Raw genomic sequence first — 16,526 nt, 5'->3', positions numbered from 1 at the left:
GCGCAGAATGATTTAAACCGTTATCTTTATCGCATCTTGTTATTTAAACTAATTATTTACTTATGCTATATAAAATTGCAGTTAAATATTGCTACCTATTTTCATTCTCATCTCAAATTCATTTAAAACGAAAGAGGTAACAATATTGTTCAGATAGTTAATTATTTTGCTAGAAATTTATCGTATTAGATTTAACGAAATTTGCTGGCTTGATAAATTTTAAATTTACCTGTTTGGGCAAGTATTTCATGGCGACCAAAAGCTTTATCTAACCAATTAGGGTAGGGTAAGAAGGCGTTGGCAACCATTCTAAATTTTCCACCTGATTTTAGATAACTTGGTGCTTGTTTGATGATGGTTTCAGCGGCTGAATAATCTGTTTTTAATCCATCATGGAACGGCGGATTGCAAATTATCCAGTCGTAACTATCTTCAATCATAGAGTAGATATCACTGGCTATAACATGGCCAGTTAAGCCATTTATTTTTAAGGTTTCAATAGATGATGTGATCGCTGCTGCATGGGTATCGCAAAGCGTTAATTTTATGTTAGGATTTTTTTTGCCAATAACCGTGCCTAGTACACCACAACCGGATGCCATATCCAACAACTTACCTTTTATTGGCGTCTGGAATGTAGAAAGAAGTAATTGACTACCTGTATCCAGCGCTTGCTGGCTAAATACACCAGGCAGAGTTTTGATAGTAATATCAGCTACCTTATAGATATTCCACCAATCAGGCAAATGAAATGAGGGTTGCTTTTCTAGCTGGCAATAGTAGAGGCTACAGCGCCGTGCTGCATCAACTTTACGTACACAACCTATTTCTTTTAGAATTTTATCGACGCTATTTACCCCACTACGATTTTCACCAACAATAAAAATATCACTACCTATTGGTAGAACTGAACATATATTTTGTAGTTGGAAATTGGCTTCTTGTTTGTTTTTGGGCCAAAAATAGATCAGAGTATTAAATTGTGTTGCTACTGCTTTTTCAAGTGTTAAGTCATAATGGGCATTTTCGCCTAGTGCTTTGTTAAATGATAACCAGTAGTGGTATTGATTAGTTAAAATATGTAAAATTTCAGCATTAATTTGTGAGCTAATATTATCTTGCAAGTTACCAGCGATTAAAACACGACGGCCGATAAAATATTCATCATGGCGTAAAATCACTTCACTAGCGGGCGTCAGTGAAGACATAAATTTTGGCTCCTGTAGTAGAAATTAAGTTTCTTTTTATCAACTAGCTATAAAAGGAAAAAATTCGCCGCGTGGCGCAAAAATATCGCTCATAAAATCGGTAATTTTGATAAATTCGTGAGATATGAACTTATTAGTAGGATTATATCACTATTATGAGACTTCAATCCAATAGTTACTTGTTGTCTAATATTTGGTGTTCATGTTGTCCCTTGATAACTTAATAAGTTGTACATTGTTCTTGTTTGATTTAAGGTCTAAATTCAGCAAATAAAATGTTACTAGCAAGCGACAGTAATTGTGCTTATATTGCTATGTCTTGCAATGTTATTATTTTGATTTATCTAGCTCTGTTTGCTAAGGTGCGCGTTATATTTGTGGTGGAGTAGTTTGATGACGATTAGAGATCAATTACTAAAGCATATGGGAATTATGCAATGGACATTACGCAATCCGACGGTACTGCGTGGTGAACATGCGGTGTCTATTCCTGATTCTACCCAATTACTTATCATCGCTGATGAGCGCATTGATTTAGACAACCATTTTGTCAAAGATATTTTACGAGCGATGATGATAGACAGTTGTCAGGTATGTTGTCTATTAACCAAAGAGGTATCGCTGCTACCAAAAGAAGTTCTTTGGCCCTGTTGGATCCTAGGCAGGCAATTAGCTGTTAGTTCAAAAAAATGGGTTATCCATACTTTGCCATTGCAAGAGATTTACTTTAATCCGCAGTCAAAACGCGCTTTGTGGGCGCAAATATGCCAGTATGAAAATAATTTCGAATTTAGAACAAACTGATTTAGTCTCTGCTTTTGCTATTGAAAAAATGAGTCATACTTTTCCCTGGAGTGAAAAAGTTTTTTACAGTAATCAAGGCAAACAATATATTAATTTAAAAATCAGTCTAGAAAATCGATTAATTGGTTTTGCCATCACACAATATCTGCTTGATGAAGCTACACTATTTAATATTGCTATTCATCCTGATTATCAAGGTCAAGGTTGTGGTGAGTATTTATTACGTTATTTAATCGATCAATTGGTAAGCAAAAATATTCAAACTTTGTGGTTGGAAGTCAGACAATCAAATCATGCGGCAATTCACTTATATGAAAAACTGGGTTTTCATATTGTCACAATAAGAAAAAATTATTATCCAGCAGCAAAAAAACGGGAAGATGCAGTGGTTATGGCGTTAACTATTTTGCCTGCTTTATAAATTAGAAATACTCCAATTAAGATAAAAAAAATGGTTTATATTCGATAATAGTACCATTGATAGGCGCTATTAAGTGGGAACTTGCATGGCAATATTAGCTTAATAGAGTCTATTTGTAATGAAACAACATAGAGAAATTATCCCACTTTTTTATAAAAAATTTAAATGCATTGGTGATCAGTGTTTATCTCATTGTTGCCGTGGCTGGACGATTAATGTTGATAAAAAAACACATAAAAAATATAAAACCGCCCATCAAATTGAAATTAAAGAGATCACGGATAAACATCTAATAAAATATCCTAATGGCACAGGTACTAACAATTATTCTTATATCGCCATGAATGAAGAAGGTAATTGTCCTTTTTTCGGGCATGATAAATTGTGTGGGATATATAAAACATTAGGCCCCAGCGCATTAAGTCATACTTGTCAGACTTATCCACGCTCAAAAACTCAACTGGATGGCTATACGCAACATTCTTTAAGTTTTTCTTGTCCAGAAGTGGTTCGTTTAGTGTTATTTCAGCCAGATTCGATGCAATATGAAGAAAATACAGTGATTGAAAATGTTAAAATTACTGAAAAACGCGTGATTGATCAGACTAGAGTAGTTACGCAAGAACATCAATTGATACAACTATTTTGTAGTCATTTGATTATGGCAGATAGTCCTTTTATTGAGGATAATCTCTATGCCCTTGCTCAATTTATGGTGTTTTTACAATCAATAGATTATCAAGTAGAGGCCAATTGTAGCCAAGTAGAAAGTATATTTATGTCGTTAGTGGAAAAATTAACAAATGGAGAAATATATCAACAAAGAAAACAAATTACCTCTTCAGCCAGGCATCAATTAAAGTTTTCTTTATTACTTATAATGCTACGTTTTTTTACTGTTACAGATCGTTCTAAACATTATTTATTACCCGCTTTTACCAATACCATGCACTTTTTTGGTTTAGAGTCAGAATCACTCAATGAGGACATGCTAGCTAATTGGAAAAAATTGGATGATGAATGGCAAAAGATCTTGTCAAGTAGTTGTTTAGCTGAACCGCAGGTGTTGAAAAACTATTTTCTTTATCGAATATATGACGAAAAATTTGGCTTATATGATTTGAAGCAGAGTTTACGCTCACTTTATTATTGTTTTACTGATTATTTTTATATTAAAACATTACTGTCGGTTCAATCAATTTATGATATTGAGGTATCGATGGAAAGTATTCAATTAATGTTTTGTCATTATTCGACCGTTACTCAGCACTCTATTAATTTACGCCAGCAGCTTGATGAATTAATTGATAAACTTAATTTTGGTGATGATTTATCTTGTTTATTATTATTAAATTAGCGACTTTTTATTGGTAACATTTCCCCAATGCCATCTTTATTGATGGCATTTTTATATTATTTCAGATTTTTATTATGTAATAATTATCTTTATATTAATCACTCTACTAAAGATGAATAATATTAACTTATTTATCAAAAATTTAATTAATTGAAATTGTTATATCAATGAATTTAAGTTACTTGTTATATAATATTTTTTTGCTTACCTTTTTCAACTTCAATTATTCAATTATGAAGATCTCAATTTTATAATTAATTACTCTGATTAAAGTAGCCGGATATATTTTTATCATTAAATTAACTTACTAAGGGGAGATCATGGAGACGAAATATCCCTATTATTTTAGTTCACGGATTATTTGGTTTTGATAGCATAGCGGGTTATCCATGTTTTTGCTATAGAAAATCGATTGAAAAAACAGGGCATAATGTGTTTTCATCTTTATTGTCTGACGTTAATTCAAATGAAGTAAATGAAGAGCAATTATGGTTTTACAACAATGTACGTAAAAGAAAGCTAAGTCGCCGCGAGAAAGTCAACTTGATTGTTTATAGTCAAGATGCTTTATTTGCACGCTATTTTGCTGCCAACTATTCAGCCAGTATTGTTTCCGTAACCTCAATGAATGGTGTTAATCATGATTCTGAAATAGCGGATCTTATTATAAAAGTATTAATACCAGATAAATTAACCGAACCGGGGGTTGTTAGTACCGCAAAAAATATTTTCACATTTATTTTTTTTATATCATTAGGTACATTAAAACCGCAAGATCAAATTGCTGGCGCCTTTTCAAAGCAATATGATATATCCACCATTTATGTCAATCATTCCCAGATGTCAGCGAAAAAAAGTTTATAATATTTTATGCAGTGAAAATAAAACATTGTCAATTGTAATAAAAGTATTAGTCGCTTATTTTATAAATTTACTTTAAATATGAAACGTCTATTATAAGAATAATATGTTAATATTTAACCTATTTTGTAATAGGTATTTTATTGATAGCTTTATTTATTTGAGCATGTATAGATATATACTTATATTGATAAAATTTTATAAGATAATAAGTATGTTAATTAGATAATTTATCTCTAGCTAAAAACAATTGTAGATCTTTTTTATATTTAATTTCGCCGACTAACTAAAAAATGTTTTTTAATTAGATGGTAATTGTTTTCAAAGTGGCTTTGTCGGTGTAGAATTTTCGCCAATTTTTATACATCACGTTGTGTATGCTGGGTAGTTATAATGAAAGAGAATAGTTTTTGTCAGAAAATAGCACAGCGGAGAACCTTTGCTATTATTTCTCACCCTGATGCAGGGAAAACCACGATCACAGAAAAAGTGCTATTGTTTGGCCAAGCTATTCAAAAAGCAGGCACAGTGAAAGGTCGTGGTTCGAATCAACATGCAAAGTCTGACTGGATGGAAATGGAAAAGCAGCGGGGAATTTCAATTACCACTTCGGTAATGCAATTTCCTTATCAAGATTGTTTGATTAATTTGCTTGATACGCCAGGACATGAGGATTTTTCGGAAGACACTTATCGTACTTTAACGGCGGTCGATTGTTGTTTAATGGTGATTGATGCGGCTAAAGGTGTTGAAGATCGCACGCGTAAATTGATGGAAGTAACTCGGCTGCGTGATACCCCTATTTTAACCTTTATGAATAAATTAGATCGTGATATTCGCGACCCAATGGAATTAATGGATGAGGTTGAAAGTGAATTAAGTATTGCTTGTAGCCCGATTACTTGGCCAATTGGTTGTGGTAAGTTATTTAAAGGGGTCTATCATCTTTATCGTGATGAAACCATTTTATATCAAAGCGGACAAGGACATGCTATTCAAGAAGTCGTTATTATTAAAGGATTAAATAATAACGAATTGGATAAAGTCATTGGTGATGACTTTGCTGCTCAGCTACGCGAAGAGCTTGAGTTAGTCAAAGGGGCTTCTCATGAATTCGATTTAGACGCTTTTTTGCAAGGCAAATTAACACCGGTCTTTTTTGGTACCGCTTTGGGTAATTTTGGTGTTGATCATATGTTAGATGGTTTGGTCAATTGGGCTCCAACACCGATGCCGCGCCAGGCTGATAGTCGTATTGTTAATGCCCAAGAAGAGAAATTTTCTGGTTTTGTATTTAAAATACAAGCTAACATGGATCCAAAACATCGTGATCGGGTGGCTTTTTTACGCATCGTGTCTGGTAGCTATCAAAAAGGTATGAAACTTCATCAAGTACGAAATAAAAAAGAGGTCGTTATTTCAGACGCACTCACTTTTATGGCAGGTGATCGTTCTCATGTTGAAGAAGCATTTCCGGGTGATATTATCGGCTTGCATAATCATGGCACTATTCAGATCGGTGATACTTTTACCCAGGGAGAAGCGTTAAAATTTACCGGTATTCCCAATTTTGCGCCTGAACTCTTCAAGCGCATCCGTTTACGTGATCCGTTAAAACAGAAACAGTTACTTAAAGGATTAGTTCAGTTATCCGAAGAGGGGGCTGTCCAGGTATTTCGCCCTTTAGCCAATAATGATCTTATTGTTGGTGCCGTAGGTGTGCTTCAGTTTGATGTGGTGGTGGCTCGTTTGAAGAGTGAATACAACGTTGAAGCTATTTATGAGCCGGTAAATGTGTCAACCGCACGCTGGATCGAATGTGATGATGTGAAAAAATTAGAGCAATTCAAACGGAAAAATGAACAGAATCTAGCTTTAGATGGTGGTGACAACCTCAGTTATATTGCTCCAACGATGGTAAATCTTAACTTAACCAGTGAGCGATATCCTGAAATTCGGTTCTGTAAAACGCGTGAGCATTAATTAATCGCATATTGATTTTTTATTACATTACCCTCACTTGTTATTAGTGGGGGGTATGTCTATTCTTTAGTTGTTGTATTTATTGATTTCTCCCAAACTTTTGAGGCAACAAAAATTTCAGTATTAAACACAATAGTAGATATTGAATAGCAGACTTTATTTTAAGGGTCTACTATCAGTTTTAGGGGAAAGCAATATGGGAAGACATATACCAATTACATTGGGGAATATTAAGCCTATAGCCTTCGACGATAATGCACCAGATCTGGGCAAAATAGCATTAGTCTGTGAGGGGGGTGGGCAACGCGGTATTTTTACCGCAGGTGTTTTGGATGAATTTCTCCGTGTTGGCTTCAATCCATTTGACATCATGGTAGGGACATCGGCAGGAGCGCAAAATTTATCGGCCTATCTTTGTCAACAACGCGGTTATGCCCGGAAAGTAATTACTGATTATACCACTAAATCTCAGTTTTTTAGTCCATTACGTTTTATTCGTGGTGGCCATATGATTGATTTAGATTGGCTAATTGAGATTACTTCCCGTGAATTACCCCTTGATTTCTCTACAGGATTGTCCTGTTTAGATAGTGGACGTCAATTTTTAATTAGTGCATGTCGCTATGAAGATTTTAGTCCGGTTTATTTTCAACCTACGCAAGATAGCTGGTTAGATATTATTCGGGCGTCAAGTGCTATCCCTGGATTTTATCGTCAGGGGGCGGTATTTAATGGTCAACTTTACCATGATGGCGGTATAACTGCTTCAATTCCTGTTGAAGAAGCTTATCGCCGTGGCGCAAAAACAATTGTGGTGATTAGAACAGTTCCTTCGGGAATTTATTATACATCCGAATGGTTAAAAAGGATGACACGCTGGCTGGAACACCGCAATATACGGCGCATGGCTAAGATGATCAAAGTACATATTAAAAGCTACCAACAAACACAGAAATTTATTGCTGCGCCACCACCAGATATCCAAATTTTTGAAATTTATCCACCGAAACCTTTAATGAGTTGTGCATTAGGTAGCCGTGCTGCAAACTTAAATAGTGATTATCATATTGGACGTCAATGTGGCCGATATTTTTTAACCAGTTTAAGAGACTATTTTGCTTCTAATGATGCCGCATCTTATCCCTATTCTATTGAAAATAATCAAATGGTTAATTCGGCATCTTTGTCTGCTAATATGACTTCGAATCAGCAAGATGAAGAACCTAAATCCGGTGATGAAGGATTAGTCATTGATGTTCGTTGACACCCATTGTCATTTTGATTTTCCTCCTTTTATCCATGATATTGAAGATAGCTTTTTGCATGCCGCAAAAGTTGGCGTGACCGATATCATTATCCCGTCAGTGGGTATTGAGAATTTAGAGCGAGTATATTCACTGGCACAACAACATCCGCATTTATATGCCGCATTAGGTTTTCATCCTTTGTATATTGCAAATTATTTACCGGATCATTTTACTAAATTAGTGGCATTATTGCAGCAAAACAGCAATAAATGTGTTGCTATTGGTGAAATAGGTTTAGATTATTTTGTTACTAATGCTGCGATTGATCAACAACAAACATTGCTGATCCAGCAATTAAAGTTGGCTAAACAATATGAGTTACCGGTTATTCTACATTCGCGTAAAAGCCATGATCACTTAGCTGCTTTATTAAGACGATTTGATGTGCCGAAAAAGGGAGTTATTCATGGATTTGCGGGCAGTTTATCGCAAGCGAATGCTTTTGTCCGTTTAGGCTATTTTATCGGTATTGGTGGTGTTATCACTTATGAGCGGGCTAAGAAAACTAGAGCAGTAGTTGCGCAATTGCCACTAACGTCATTAGTACTTGAAACTGATGCGCCTGATATGCCATTAGCCGGATTTCAGGGCCAGGTTAATCGTCCCGAAAGAATACATTTGGTATTTGAGACACTATGTAACCTGCGACAAGAGCCAGCAGAGGAAATTGCAGCACAGCTTTATAACAATAGTTTGCAACTATTTAATATCAAAAAAAAGGCAGAATAATATTGGTTAATACTCATATTAATAAGGCATTTAATTATAAAATGATGTTTATTTCGATAATTTTTGCTGGCAAAATCGCTTTTCGTAAGTGATATGTGTCGCAAAATTTATTTTTTCGTGATTTTTCGTTATGATTATTTGCGATACGGACTGCAAGTTATTAATGCAAAATCGATATAATGTCTGCGCATTACACTGACAGTTTATTTTTTAAACAATAGAAATTTTTCATTTGAAATAAAATATACAGGGATATTATTCATGCAACTCATTATGAGCCTGCTAGGGATGGTAGTATTGATTTTTATCGCTATCATTTTTTCCAGTAACCGCCGAGCAATTAAATTCCGTACCGTATTTGGTGCTTTTATTATTCAAATGGCAATGGGAGCATTTGTTCTCTATGTCCCTGCCGGTCGCCGTACTTTAGAAACCGTGTCTGATGCAGTTTCTAGTGTGATTGGTTATGGACAAGTTGGTATGGATTTTATCTTTGGTGGTTTGGTCTCCAATAAAATGTTTGAACTGTTTGGCGGTAGTGGTTTTATTTTTGCCTTACGGGTTTTACCGGTCATTGTTTTCTTCTCCTCATTAATCGCTGTGCTTTATTATCTTGGTATTATGCAGTTTTTTATCAAAATGTTAGGTGGACTTTTGCAATGGATATTAGGCACCTCACGCACTGAGTCGTTATCGGCTACCGCTAATATTTTTGTCGGTCATACTGAGGCGCCTTTGGTTGTCAGACCCTACATTGCCACAATGACAAACTCTGAGCTGTTTGCTGTTATGTGTGGTGGATTAGCTTCTGTTGCTGGCTCGGTATTGGCCGGCTATGCGCAAATGGGGGTGCCAATGGAATATCTGATCGCAGCATCTTTTATGGCAGCACCTGGCGGATTGTTATTTGCCAAATTAATGGTACCGGAAACAGAGAAAACTCATGATGCCGTCAATATGGTCACAGTGGCCACTGGCGAAGAGCGGCCAGTTAACATTATTGATGCCGCCGCCGCCGGTGCCTCTTCCGGTATGCAACTTGCTTTAAATGTCGGTGCGATGTTGCTGGCATTTGTTGCATTGATAGCTTTGCTTAATGGCATTTTGGCGGTGATTGGTGGCTGGATCCATATACCAGGCTTATCATTAGAATTGATCTTAGGCTGGATTTTTGCGCCAATCGCCTACTTGATTGGTATACCCTGGCATGAAGCGACAATTGCCGGTTCATTTATCGGGCAAAAATTAGTGGTCAATGAATTTGTTGCTTATATGAACTTTGGCGAATACTTAAAACCTGATAGCGAGGTGATTGCCGCAGGCAAGCAAGTACTTTCTCAGCATACTAAAGCAATAATCTCTTTTGCATTATGTGGGTTTGCTAATTTGGCTTCCGTAGCCATATTACTGGGTGGGTTAGGTGGAATTGCCCCAAATCGACGTAAAGATGTTGCTCGGTTAGGTTTGAAAGCGGTTTTAGCCGGTTCGTTATCCAATCTAATGAGTGCCACCATTGCTGGCTTCTTTTTATCGTTAGCGACAATGTAACCTAATAAGCCTGGTATATAAACGGTTGTTTAAACACTGAAGCAACAATGTGATTAGCTTTAGAGAATTATATGATGGAATTAAAACTTGCAGCACAACGTGCATTAAACTTGATGGATTTAACTCTGCTAAATGATAACGATACTGATGAACAAGTAAAGATATTATGCAATCAAGCAAAAACCGCCCGAGGAAATACAGCTGCGATATGTATTTATCCTCGCTTTATTCCATTGGCACGTAAGATTTTAACTGAACAAAACACTCCGAGTATTCGAATTGCAACAGTAACTAATTTTCCATTTGGCGGGCATGATATCGCGATTGCATTAGCTGAAACTCAAGCCGCTATTGCTTATGGCGCAGACGAAGTTGACGTTGTTTTTCCTTATCAAGCGTTAATAGCCGGTAATAAGCAAATTGGTTTTGAGCTGGTTAAAGCGTGTAAGGAAATGTGCCTAACCAGTAGAGTATTACTGAAAGTTATTATTGAAGCCGGTGAATTAAAGCAGGCAGCTCTTATTCGTCAAGCGACAGAAATTGCCATTACTGCCGGTGCTGATTTTGTTAAGACTTCAACGGGTAAGGTAGCGATAAATGCCACCCTTGAGAATGTTGAAATTATGCTTAAGGTTATTCGAGATATGGGCGTTGCTAACCAGGTGGGTTGTAAGGTGGCAGGTGGCGTTCGCGCGGTAGAGGATGCAGCTCAATATCTGGCATTAGCCGATCGCATCATGGGAAAAGAATGGGTGGATATTCGTCACTTTCGTTTTGGTGCATCAAGTTTATTGGCTAGTTTATTAAATACATTAGGATGTCAAATAGATAATTTTGCTGGCGACTATTAGTTTTTATTGCTCTCTTTAAGCAGTGTTTCAGTAATTATTGGCTGGCAAAAAAATGAAAATATCTTTTTTAATAATTTGTGAAAATAATCGCTAATAAAGCAGTTTTTAAATACTAGCATTGATTAGTATTTTTATTTATTGACGCTAGTGAAAAGTTATTCTGAACTCGAATTATGGAATGCGTTATTTTTTGTTTAATAATGGATTAATTGAATTTGAACTAACCAAGGGTAGTTATGAAACGTGTATTTATTATGGTTCTTGATTCTTTTGGTATCGGTGCTACACCTGACGCTAATAGATTTGGCGATGCTGGCGCGAACACGTTAGGGCATATTGCGGCCGCTTGTGCACAAGGGAAGGCGGATAAAGGTCGTAAAGGGAAACTCTATTTGCCTAATTTAACACTTTTAGGGTTAGGAAAAGCTGCTGAGGGATCATCAGGAACATTTCCAATCGGCCTGGATGAAGATGCTGAGATTATCGCTGCCTATGGTTATGCGAGTGAGTTATCTTCCGGCAAAGATACTCCATCAGGTCATTGGGAGATTGCCGGGGTACCAGTTTTATTTGAATGGGGATATTTTGCCCAGGAAAAAAATAGTTTTCCGCAACAATTATTGGATAAGCTTGTTGAAGAAGCCAATTTGCCTGGTTATCTGGGAAATTGCCACTCTTCTGGTACAGTGATCTTGGATCAATTAGGTGAAGAGCATATGAAAACAGGCAAACCTATTTTCTATACTTCAGCCGATTCAGTGTTTCAGATAGCCTGCCATGAAGAGACTTTTGGGGTTAAAAATCTTTATCAGCTTTGTGAGATTGCGAGAAAGACGCTGGATGATGGCGCTTATAATATCGGGCGGGTTATTGCTCGACCTTTTATCGGCAATAAAGCGGGCTGTTTTGAGCGTACAGGTAATCGGCGAGATTATTCCGTTGAACCCCCCGCACCAACTGTCTTGAAAAAACTGGTGGAAGAAAAAGCTGGCGAGGTAGTTTCAATTGGCAAAATTGCCGATATTTATGCCAATGTAGGCATTACTAAGCAAGTAAAAGCAACAGGTATTGAAGCACTATTTGCAGCGAGCATTGAGGAGATCAAAAAAGCGGCCGACAATACTATTGTATTTACTAATTTTGTTGATTTTGATTCCTCATATGGACATCGTCGTGATGTTGCAGGTTATGCGGCTGGACTTGAGTTATTTGATCGCCGTTTACCTGAAATGCTGGAGTTAATTGAAAACGATGATATTTTGATTATTACTGCTGATCATGGTTGTGACCCGACTTGGCGAGGAACTGATCATACGCGAGAAAATATACCTATTTTAATTTATGGTCCGAAAATAAAACCTGGAGCATTAGGTCATCGGCAGACCTTTGCTGATATTGGTCAAACCATTGCACAATATTTTGGTTTATCTCCAATGGCATATGGCAAAACGCTATTTTAAGTATGATGGGAAATATTCGTTGATATTCCCAATATTATTGATAAGAAATTAAAGGAAATCTATCTATGGCTACCCCACATATTAATGCTGAGATGGGCGATTTTGCTGATATTGTTTTGATGCCAGGTGATCCGTTACGTGCCAAACATATTGCAGAAAAATTTTTGACTGATAGCCGTCAGGTAAATGATGTTCGTGGTATGTTAGGTTTTACTGGTAATTACCAAGGCCGTAGTATTTCTGTGATGGGACATGGAATGGGTATCCCATCTTGTTCGATTTACATGAAAGAGTTAATCACTGACTTTGGTGTTAAAACCATAATACGAGTTGGTTCCTGTGGGGCGATTAGCCCTCAAGTTAAATTACGCGATATTATTATTGGCCTAGGCGCATGCACTGATTCAAAAGTAAATCGGTTAAAATTTGATGATAATGATTTTGCTGCTATTGCTGATTATGACTTGGTGCATAATGCGATTACCGCCGCTAAAGCAAAAAACATCAATGTTCGGGTAGGTAATATTTTTTCTACTGATCTGTTTTATTCACCTCAAATGCAAGTATTTGATACGATGGAAAAATATGGCATTTTGGGCGTAGAAATGGAAGCTGCTGGTATGTATAGTATAGCCGCAGAGTATGGTGTGAAAGCTCTAACTATTTGTACAGTATCTGATCATATTCGTCTTGGTGAGAAGACAACTTCAGCAGAACGGCAAACGACATTTAATGAGATGGTTGAAATTGCGTTAGAATCAGTATTATTACTAGATTAAAAATAGAGCATTAAATTTAAATCAAGTAAGAAAGCAGATTTTAATCTGCTTTCTTTTTAGCAATTTTTATTTTTGCTGATTGCGACTATTGCTTATTGATAAAAATGGTAATTTTGGCCAATGTATTGGAATCGATCTTGCTAAGATATTAGCCAAAATAAAACCGATTGTGAGTGCTAGCAATAGCATGATCTTTAATAAATTAGCCATATTATCTATTTGTTTAGATCCTATACTGAATTGATGAGTATCGATGGTTAAACGTAAAAAACCTTTTGGTTTTTCTGTATCAATGATTGGAACAACCAATTGATAGTTAACATAGCTGTGGCATGGTGGTTGATTAAGGGATAACCGCTCTCGTAAAGCAACCTTTTCACCCGCATGTTGAATTTGGGTACCATCATTAAGATAAACGCTGGCATCAAGAATATGTTCATTAATTGTTAATTGATTAAGAATGGCCAGGATCTGTTCATTATTAAAACTCTTACCATCACTTTGTATATAATTGGATAAGCTAAAAGCGACTTGTTCAGCAAGTGTAATTGCTAGTTCTTTAAACTGCTCGATTCTGATTTGCTGATGTGAACGACTAAAATAGGTAACTCCTTGGATTAGAATAACAAGTAAGAAGAGGCAAATTAAAATGATAACTGTTTTATGTAATCGAAACTTTAATTTTGTTTTAATCATAATCGGCTCTTTTAAACTTAGTTCATTATCATATTGCCAGAGCTTAAGATGTTAGGGTAGTTTAAAAAGTTATTTTTTTGTTGGCCAATTGTCGCAATTGGATTACAGGAGTATGAATTAATGTCGACCAGTTTAACCTATTGTTATTTGCCTAATGAGATCCAAAAGTGGCCTGGATTACCACTTTCATTGAGTGGCGAAGAAATTATGCCATTAGATTATCGGGCTGGTGATAGTGGTTGGTTGCTTTATGGGCGAGGGCTTAATAAACAACGTATTAGTCACTTTCAACAACGCTCTGGTAGTGCCATTGTCATTGTTTCTTCTTGGCGTATTGATGATTATCAAGTCGTGCGTATTGCGGGTAGCTTAAGTGCAAAAATAAAGAAAATAGCTGAAGAGTGTAGTCTAGATGTTGTACCGCTGGGTAATATTCCTCGTTTACGTGCGCCAGGATTGTTGGTAATGGATATGGATTCAACAGCAATTCAAATCGAATGTATTGATGAAATTGCTCGTTTGGCGGGAGTTGGTAAGCAGGTTGCTGAAATTACTGAACGCGCTATGCAAGGGGAAATTGATTTTAGTGAAAGTTTAAAAGCTCGGGTTAAGTTACTTGCTGGAACCGACATCCAAATTTTGCAAAATGTATTAACGCATATGCCCTTGACACCAGGCTTAACGAGTCTTGTCCGTAAATTGCAGGCGTTTGATTGGCATGTTGTTATAGTTTCAGGTGGATTTAATTTTTTTACTAATTATTTAAAGGAAAAATTAAAATTAACCGCAGCGGTGGCTAACAAACTGGAAATTAAGGATAACAAATTGACAGGTAAAGTGCATGGCAATATTGTCGATGCTAAAGTGAAAGCTCAAACCTTGATAAAATTAGCTAGACAATACTCTATTCCAATCGAGCAAACCGTTGCTATCGGTGATGGCGCCAACGATGTAAAAATGATCCGTAAGGCAGGGTTAGGTATTGCTTATCATGCAAAATCCAAAGTACAGGCCAGGGCAAAAGTAGCGATTCAACATGGTGATTTAATGGGAGTACTTTGTGTTTTAAGTGGTGGTTTAAAGCATGAAGAACGTTAATTATTAGAACAATAAATAAGAGAGGCAATGGCGGTGGCAAAAGCAGTAAAAAAAGCATTTGTCTGTAATGAATGTGGTGCAGATTATCCTCGTTGGCAAGGCCAATGCATCGCTTGTCATACCTGGAATACGATCACCGAGGTAAGGTTAGCAGCCAGTTCTTCCTCACGAGCAGAACGCTTTAATGGTTATGCCGGTGGCGCCGCAGGTAATCAAGTTCAAAAATTGTCTGCCATTAGTTTAGAAGCATTGCCACGTTTTTCTACTGATTTTAAAGAATTTGATCGTGTGCTTGGTGGTGGAGTGGTACCCGGTAGCGCAATTTTAATTGGCGGTAATCCAGGCGCAGGTAAAAGTACATTGTTGCTGCAAACTATGTGTCGGCTTTCCTCACAAATGAAAACTTTATACGTCACTGGTGAGGAGTCTTTACAACAAGTAGCGATGCGAGCTCATCGATTAGGGTTACCGTCCGACAATCTCAATATGCTATCTGAAACCAGTATTGAGCAAATCTGTTTGATAGCCGAGCAGGAGCAACCAAAATTAATGGTGATTGATTCTATTCAAGTCATGCATATGGCTGATATACAGTCATCACCGGGTAGTGTGGCACAAGTGCGAGAAACGGCGGCTTATCTTACCCGATTTGCTAAAACACGAGGGATCGCCATTATCATGGTAGGTCATGTCACGAAAGATGGTTCTTTGGCCGGTCCCAAAGTGCTTGAACACTGTATTGACTGTTCAATCATGCTTGATGGTGAAGCAGACTCACGATTTCGTACTCTAAGAAGTCACAAAAACCGATTTGGTGCGGTTAATGAACTGGGTGTGTTTGCTATGACGGAAAAAGGGTTAAAAGAAGTAAATAACCCATCCGCTATTTTTCTCAGTCGGGCAGAAGAGATCACCTCAGGTAGCTCGGTGATGGTGGTGTGGGAAGGAACACGCCCATTGCTGGTGGAAATTCAGGCATTAGTGGATTATTCAATGTTAGCTAATCCGCGGCGAGTTGCTGTTGGCTTGGAACAAAATAGATTAGCAATTTTGCTGGCTATTTTGCATCGACATGGTGGATTGCAAATGTCGGATCAAGATGTTTTTGTGAATGTTGTAGGTGGAGTTAAAGTGACGGAAACCAGTGCCGATCTTGCGTTACTCTTTTCATTAGTATCAAGTTTCCGTAATCGTCCACTGCCGCGTGATGTTGTGGTTTTTGGTGAAGTGGGGTTAGCCGGTGAAATTCGTCCAGTACCGAGTGGCCAAGAGCGAATTATTGAGGCGGCAAAACATGGTTTTAAACGCGCGATTGTCCCTTATGCAAATGTGCCCAAAAAACCATTACCCAATATGCAGTTATTTGGGGTAAAAAAACTGTCAGAGGCATTAACGGTTATGGAAGACTTTGATTAACCGGAGAG

General features: G+C 37.0%; 15 protein-coding genes. 13 read left to right on the top strand and 2 right to left on the bottom strand.

Annotation, left to right across the window (positions count from 1 at the left end; genetic code table 11):
* Nucleotides 1-191: 191 nt before the first annotated feature.
* Nucleotides 192-1,208, bottom strand: a complete 1,017-nt coding sequence (gene rsmC / locus LDL57_RS13120; protein WP_225505904.1) for a 16S rRNA (guanine(1207)-N(2))-methyltransferase RsmC — start codon at nucleotides 1,206-1,208, stop codon at nucleotides 192-194.
* A gap of 393 nt (nucleotides 1,209-1,601) precedes the next feature.
* Here rsmC and LDL57_RS13115 point away from each other — a divergent pair, with 393 nt between their 5' ends.
* The 11 genes from LDL57_RS13115 to deoD all read left to right on the top strand — a co-directional run bounded on the left by LDL57_RS13115 (nucleotide 1,602) and on the right by deoD (nucleotide 13,308).
* Complete coding sequence (locus LDL57_RS13115) at nucleotides 1,602-2,012, top strand: DNA polymerase III subunit psi (protein WP_180559583.1); 411 nt, start codon at nucleotides 1,602-1,604, stop codon at nucleotides 2,010-2,012.
* The gene (gene rimI / locus LDL57_RS13110; RefSeq protein WP_180559584.1) at nucleotides 1,981-2,433 is read left to right on the top strand and encodes a ribosomal protein S18-alanine N-acetyltransferase; all 453 of its coding nucleotides are present in this window, start codon (nucleotides 1,981-1,983) and stop codon (nucleotides 2,431-2,433) included. Before LDL57_RS13115 ends, rimI begins: the two co-directional genes overlap by 32 nt.
* A gap of 118 nt (nucleotides 2,434-2,551) precedes the next feature.
* Nucleotides 2,552-3,790 carry a flagellin lysine-N-methylase gene (fliB, locus tag LDL57_RS13105; RefSeq protein WP_180559585.1) on the top strand — a complete coding sequence of 413 codons (1,239 nt, stop codon included), beginning with the start codon at nucleotides 2,552-2,554 and terminating at the stop codon, nucleotides 3,788-3,790.
* 432 nt (nucleotides 3,791-4,222) lie between these two features.
* Nucleotides 4,223-4,654 carry a lipase family protein gene (locus tag LDL57_RS13100; RefSeq protein WP_180559586.1) on the top strand — a complete coding sequence of 144 codons (432 nt, stop codon included), beginning with the start codon at nucleotides 4,223-4,225 and terminating at the stop codon, nucleotides 4,652-4,654.
* A 390-nt stretch (nucleotides 4,655-5,044) separates the two neighbouring features.
* On the top strand, nucleotides 5,045-6,634 hold the full coding sequence (gene prfC, locus LDL57_RS13095; protein ID WP_180559587.1) for a peptide chain release factor 3: 1,590 nt from the start codon (nucleotides 5,045-5,047) through the stop codon (nucleotides 6,632-6,634).
* Nucleotides 6,635-6,830: 196 nt separating this feature from the next.
* Nucleotides 6,831-7,898: a patatin-like phospholipase family protein gene (locus tag LDL57_RS13090; protein ID WP_180559588.1), complete on the top strand. Its 1,068-nt coding sequence runs from the start codon at nucleotides 6,831-6,833 to the stop codon at nucleotides 7,896-7,898.
* Nucleotides 7,888-8,670, top strand: a complete 783-nt coding sequence (locus LDL57_RS13085; RefSeq protein ID WP_180559589.1) for a TatD family hydrolase — start codon at nucleotides 7,888-7,890, stop codon at nucleotides 8,668-8,670. The genes LDL57_RS13090 and LDL57_RS13085 overlap by 11 nt, the downstream gene beginning before the upstream one ends.
* 261 nt (nucleotides 8,671-8,931) lie before the next feature.
* Nucleotides 8,932-10,218, top strand: a complete 1,287-nt coding sequence (locus LDL57_RS13080; protein ID WP_180559590.1) for a NupC/NupG family nucleoside CNT transporter — start codon at nucleotides 8,932-8,934, stop codon at nucleotides 10,216-10,218.
* 71 nt (nucleotides 10,219-10,289) lie between these two features.
* Nucleotides 10,290-11,069, top strand: coding sequence for a deoxyribose-phosphate aldolase (deoC, locus tag LDL57_RS13075; protein WP_180559591.1), 780 nt, complete (start codon nucleotides 10,290-10,292; stop codon nucleotides 11,067-11,069).
* A gap of 236 nt (nucleotides 11,070-11,305) precedes the next feature.
* Nucleotides 11,306-12,529 (top strand): phosphopentomutase, encoded by a 1,224-nt coding sequence (deoB, locus tag LDL57_RS13070; protein WP_180559592.1) that lies wholly within the window; start codon nucleotides 11,306-11,308, stop codon nucleotides 12,527-12,529.
* Between the two features lie 65 nt (nucleotides 12,530-12,594).
* Nucleotides 12,595-13,308 (top strand): purine-nucleoside phosphorylase, encoded by a 714-nt coding sequence (deoD, locus tag LDL57_RS13065; protein WP_180559593.1) that lies wholly within the window; start codon nucleotides 12,595-12,597, stop codon nucleotides 13,306-13,308.
* A gap of 66 nt (nucleotides 13,309-13,374) precedes the next feature.
* Here the strand turns inward: deoD and LDL57_RS13060 are convergent, their stop codons facing one another.
* Nucleotides 13,375-14,004, bottom strand: a complete 630-nt coding sequence (locus LDL57_RS13060) for an AhpA/YtjB family protein (RefSeq protein ID WP_180559594.1) — start codon at nucleotides 14,002-14,004, stop codon at nucleotides 13,375-13,377.
* 120 nt (nucleotides 14,005-14,124) lie between these two features.
* Here LDL57_RS13060 and serB point away from each other — a divergent pair, with 120 nt between their 5' ends.
* The gene (gene serB, locus LDL57_RS13055; RefSeq protein ID WP_180559595.1) at nucleotides 14,125-15,102 is read left to right on the top strand and encodes a phosphoserine phosphatase; all 978 of its coding nucleotides are present in this window, start codon (nucleotides 14,125-14,127) and stop codon (nucleotides 15,100-15,102) included.
* Between the two features lie 33 nt (nucleotides 15,103-15,135).
* Complete coding sequence (gene radA, locus LDL57_RS13050; RefSeq protein WP_180559712.1) at nucleotides 15,136-16,518, top strand: DNA repair protein RadA; 1,383 nt, start codon at nucleotides 15,136-15,138, stop codon at nucleotides 16,516-16,518.
* Nucleotides 16,519-16,526 lie beyond the last annotated feature (8 nt).

The sequence above is a fragment of the Arsenophonus apicola genome (genome assembly GCF_020268605.1).
Taxonomy (GTDB): domain Bacteria; phylum Pseudomonadota; class Gammaproteobacteria; order Enterobacterales; family Enterobacteriaceae; genus Arsenophonus; species Arsenophonus apicola.
This window is presented reverse-complemented; position numbering and strand designations above follow the sequence as displayed.

Excerpts from the sequence above, each read along its gene's own strand:
- rsmC (WP_225505904.1), bottom strand. The coding sequence starts at position 1,208 with ATGTCTTCACTGACGCCCGCTAGTGAAGTGATTTTACGCCATGATGAA.
- LDL57_RS13115 (WP_180559583.1), top strand. The coding sequence starts at position 1,602 with ATGACGATTAGAGATCAATTACTAAAGCATATGGGAATTATGCAATGG.
- rimI (WP_180559584.1), top strand. The coding sequence starts at position 1,981 with ATGAAAATAATTTCGAATTTAGAACAAACTGATTTAGTCTCTGCTTTT.
- fliB (WP_180559585.1), top strand. The coding sequence starts at position 2,552 with ATGAAACAACATAGAGAAATTATCCCACTTTTTTATAAAAAATTTAAA.
- prfC (WP_180559587.1), top strand. The coding sequence starts at position 5,045 with ATGAAAGAGAATAGTTTTTGTCAGAAAATAGCACAGCGGAGAACCTTT.
- LDL57_RS13090 (WP_180559588.1), top strand. The coding sequence starts at position 6,831 with ATGGGAAGACATATACCAATTACATTGGGGAATATTAAGCCTATAGCC.
- LDL57_RS13085 (WP_180559589.1), top strand. The coding sequence starts at position 7,888 with ATGTTCGTTGACACCCATTGTCATTTTGATTTTCCTCCTTTTATCCAT.
- LDL57_RS13080 (WP_180559590.1), top strand. The coding sequence starts at position 8,932 with ATGCAACTCATTATGAGCCTGCTAGGGATGGTAGTATTGATTTTTATC.
- deoC (WP_180559591.1), top strand. The coding sequence starts at position 10,290 with ATGATGGAATTAAAACTTGCAGCACAACGTGCATTAAACTTGATGGAT.
- deoB (WP_180559592.1), top strand. The coding sequence starts at position 11,306 with ATGAAACGTGTATTTATTATGGTTCTTGATTCTTTTGGTATCGGTGCT.
- deoD (WP_180559593.1), top strand. The coding sequence starts at position 12,595 with ATGGCTACCCCACATATTAATGCTGAGATGGGCGATTTTGCTGATATT.
- LDL57_RS13060 (WP_180559594.1), bottom strand. The coding sequence starts at position 14,004 with ATGATTAAAACAAAATTAAAGTTTCGATTACATAAAACAGTTATCATT.
- serB (WP_180559595.1), top strand. The coding sequence starts at position 14,125 with ATGTCGACCAGTTTAACCTATTGTTATTTGCCTAATGAGATCCAAAAG.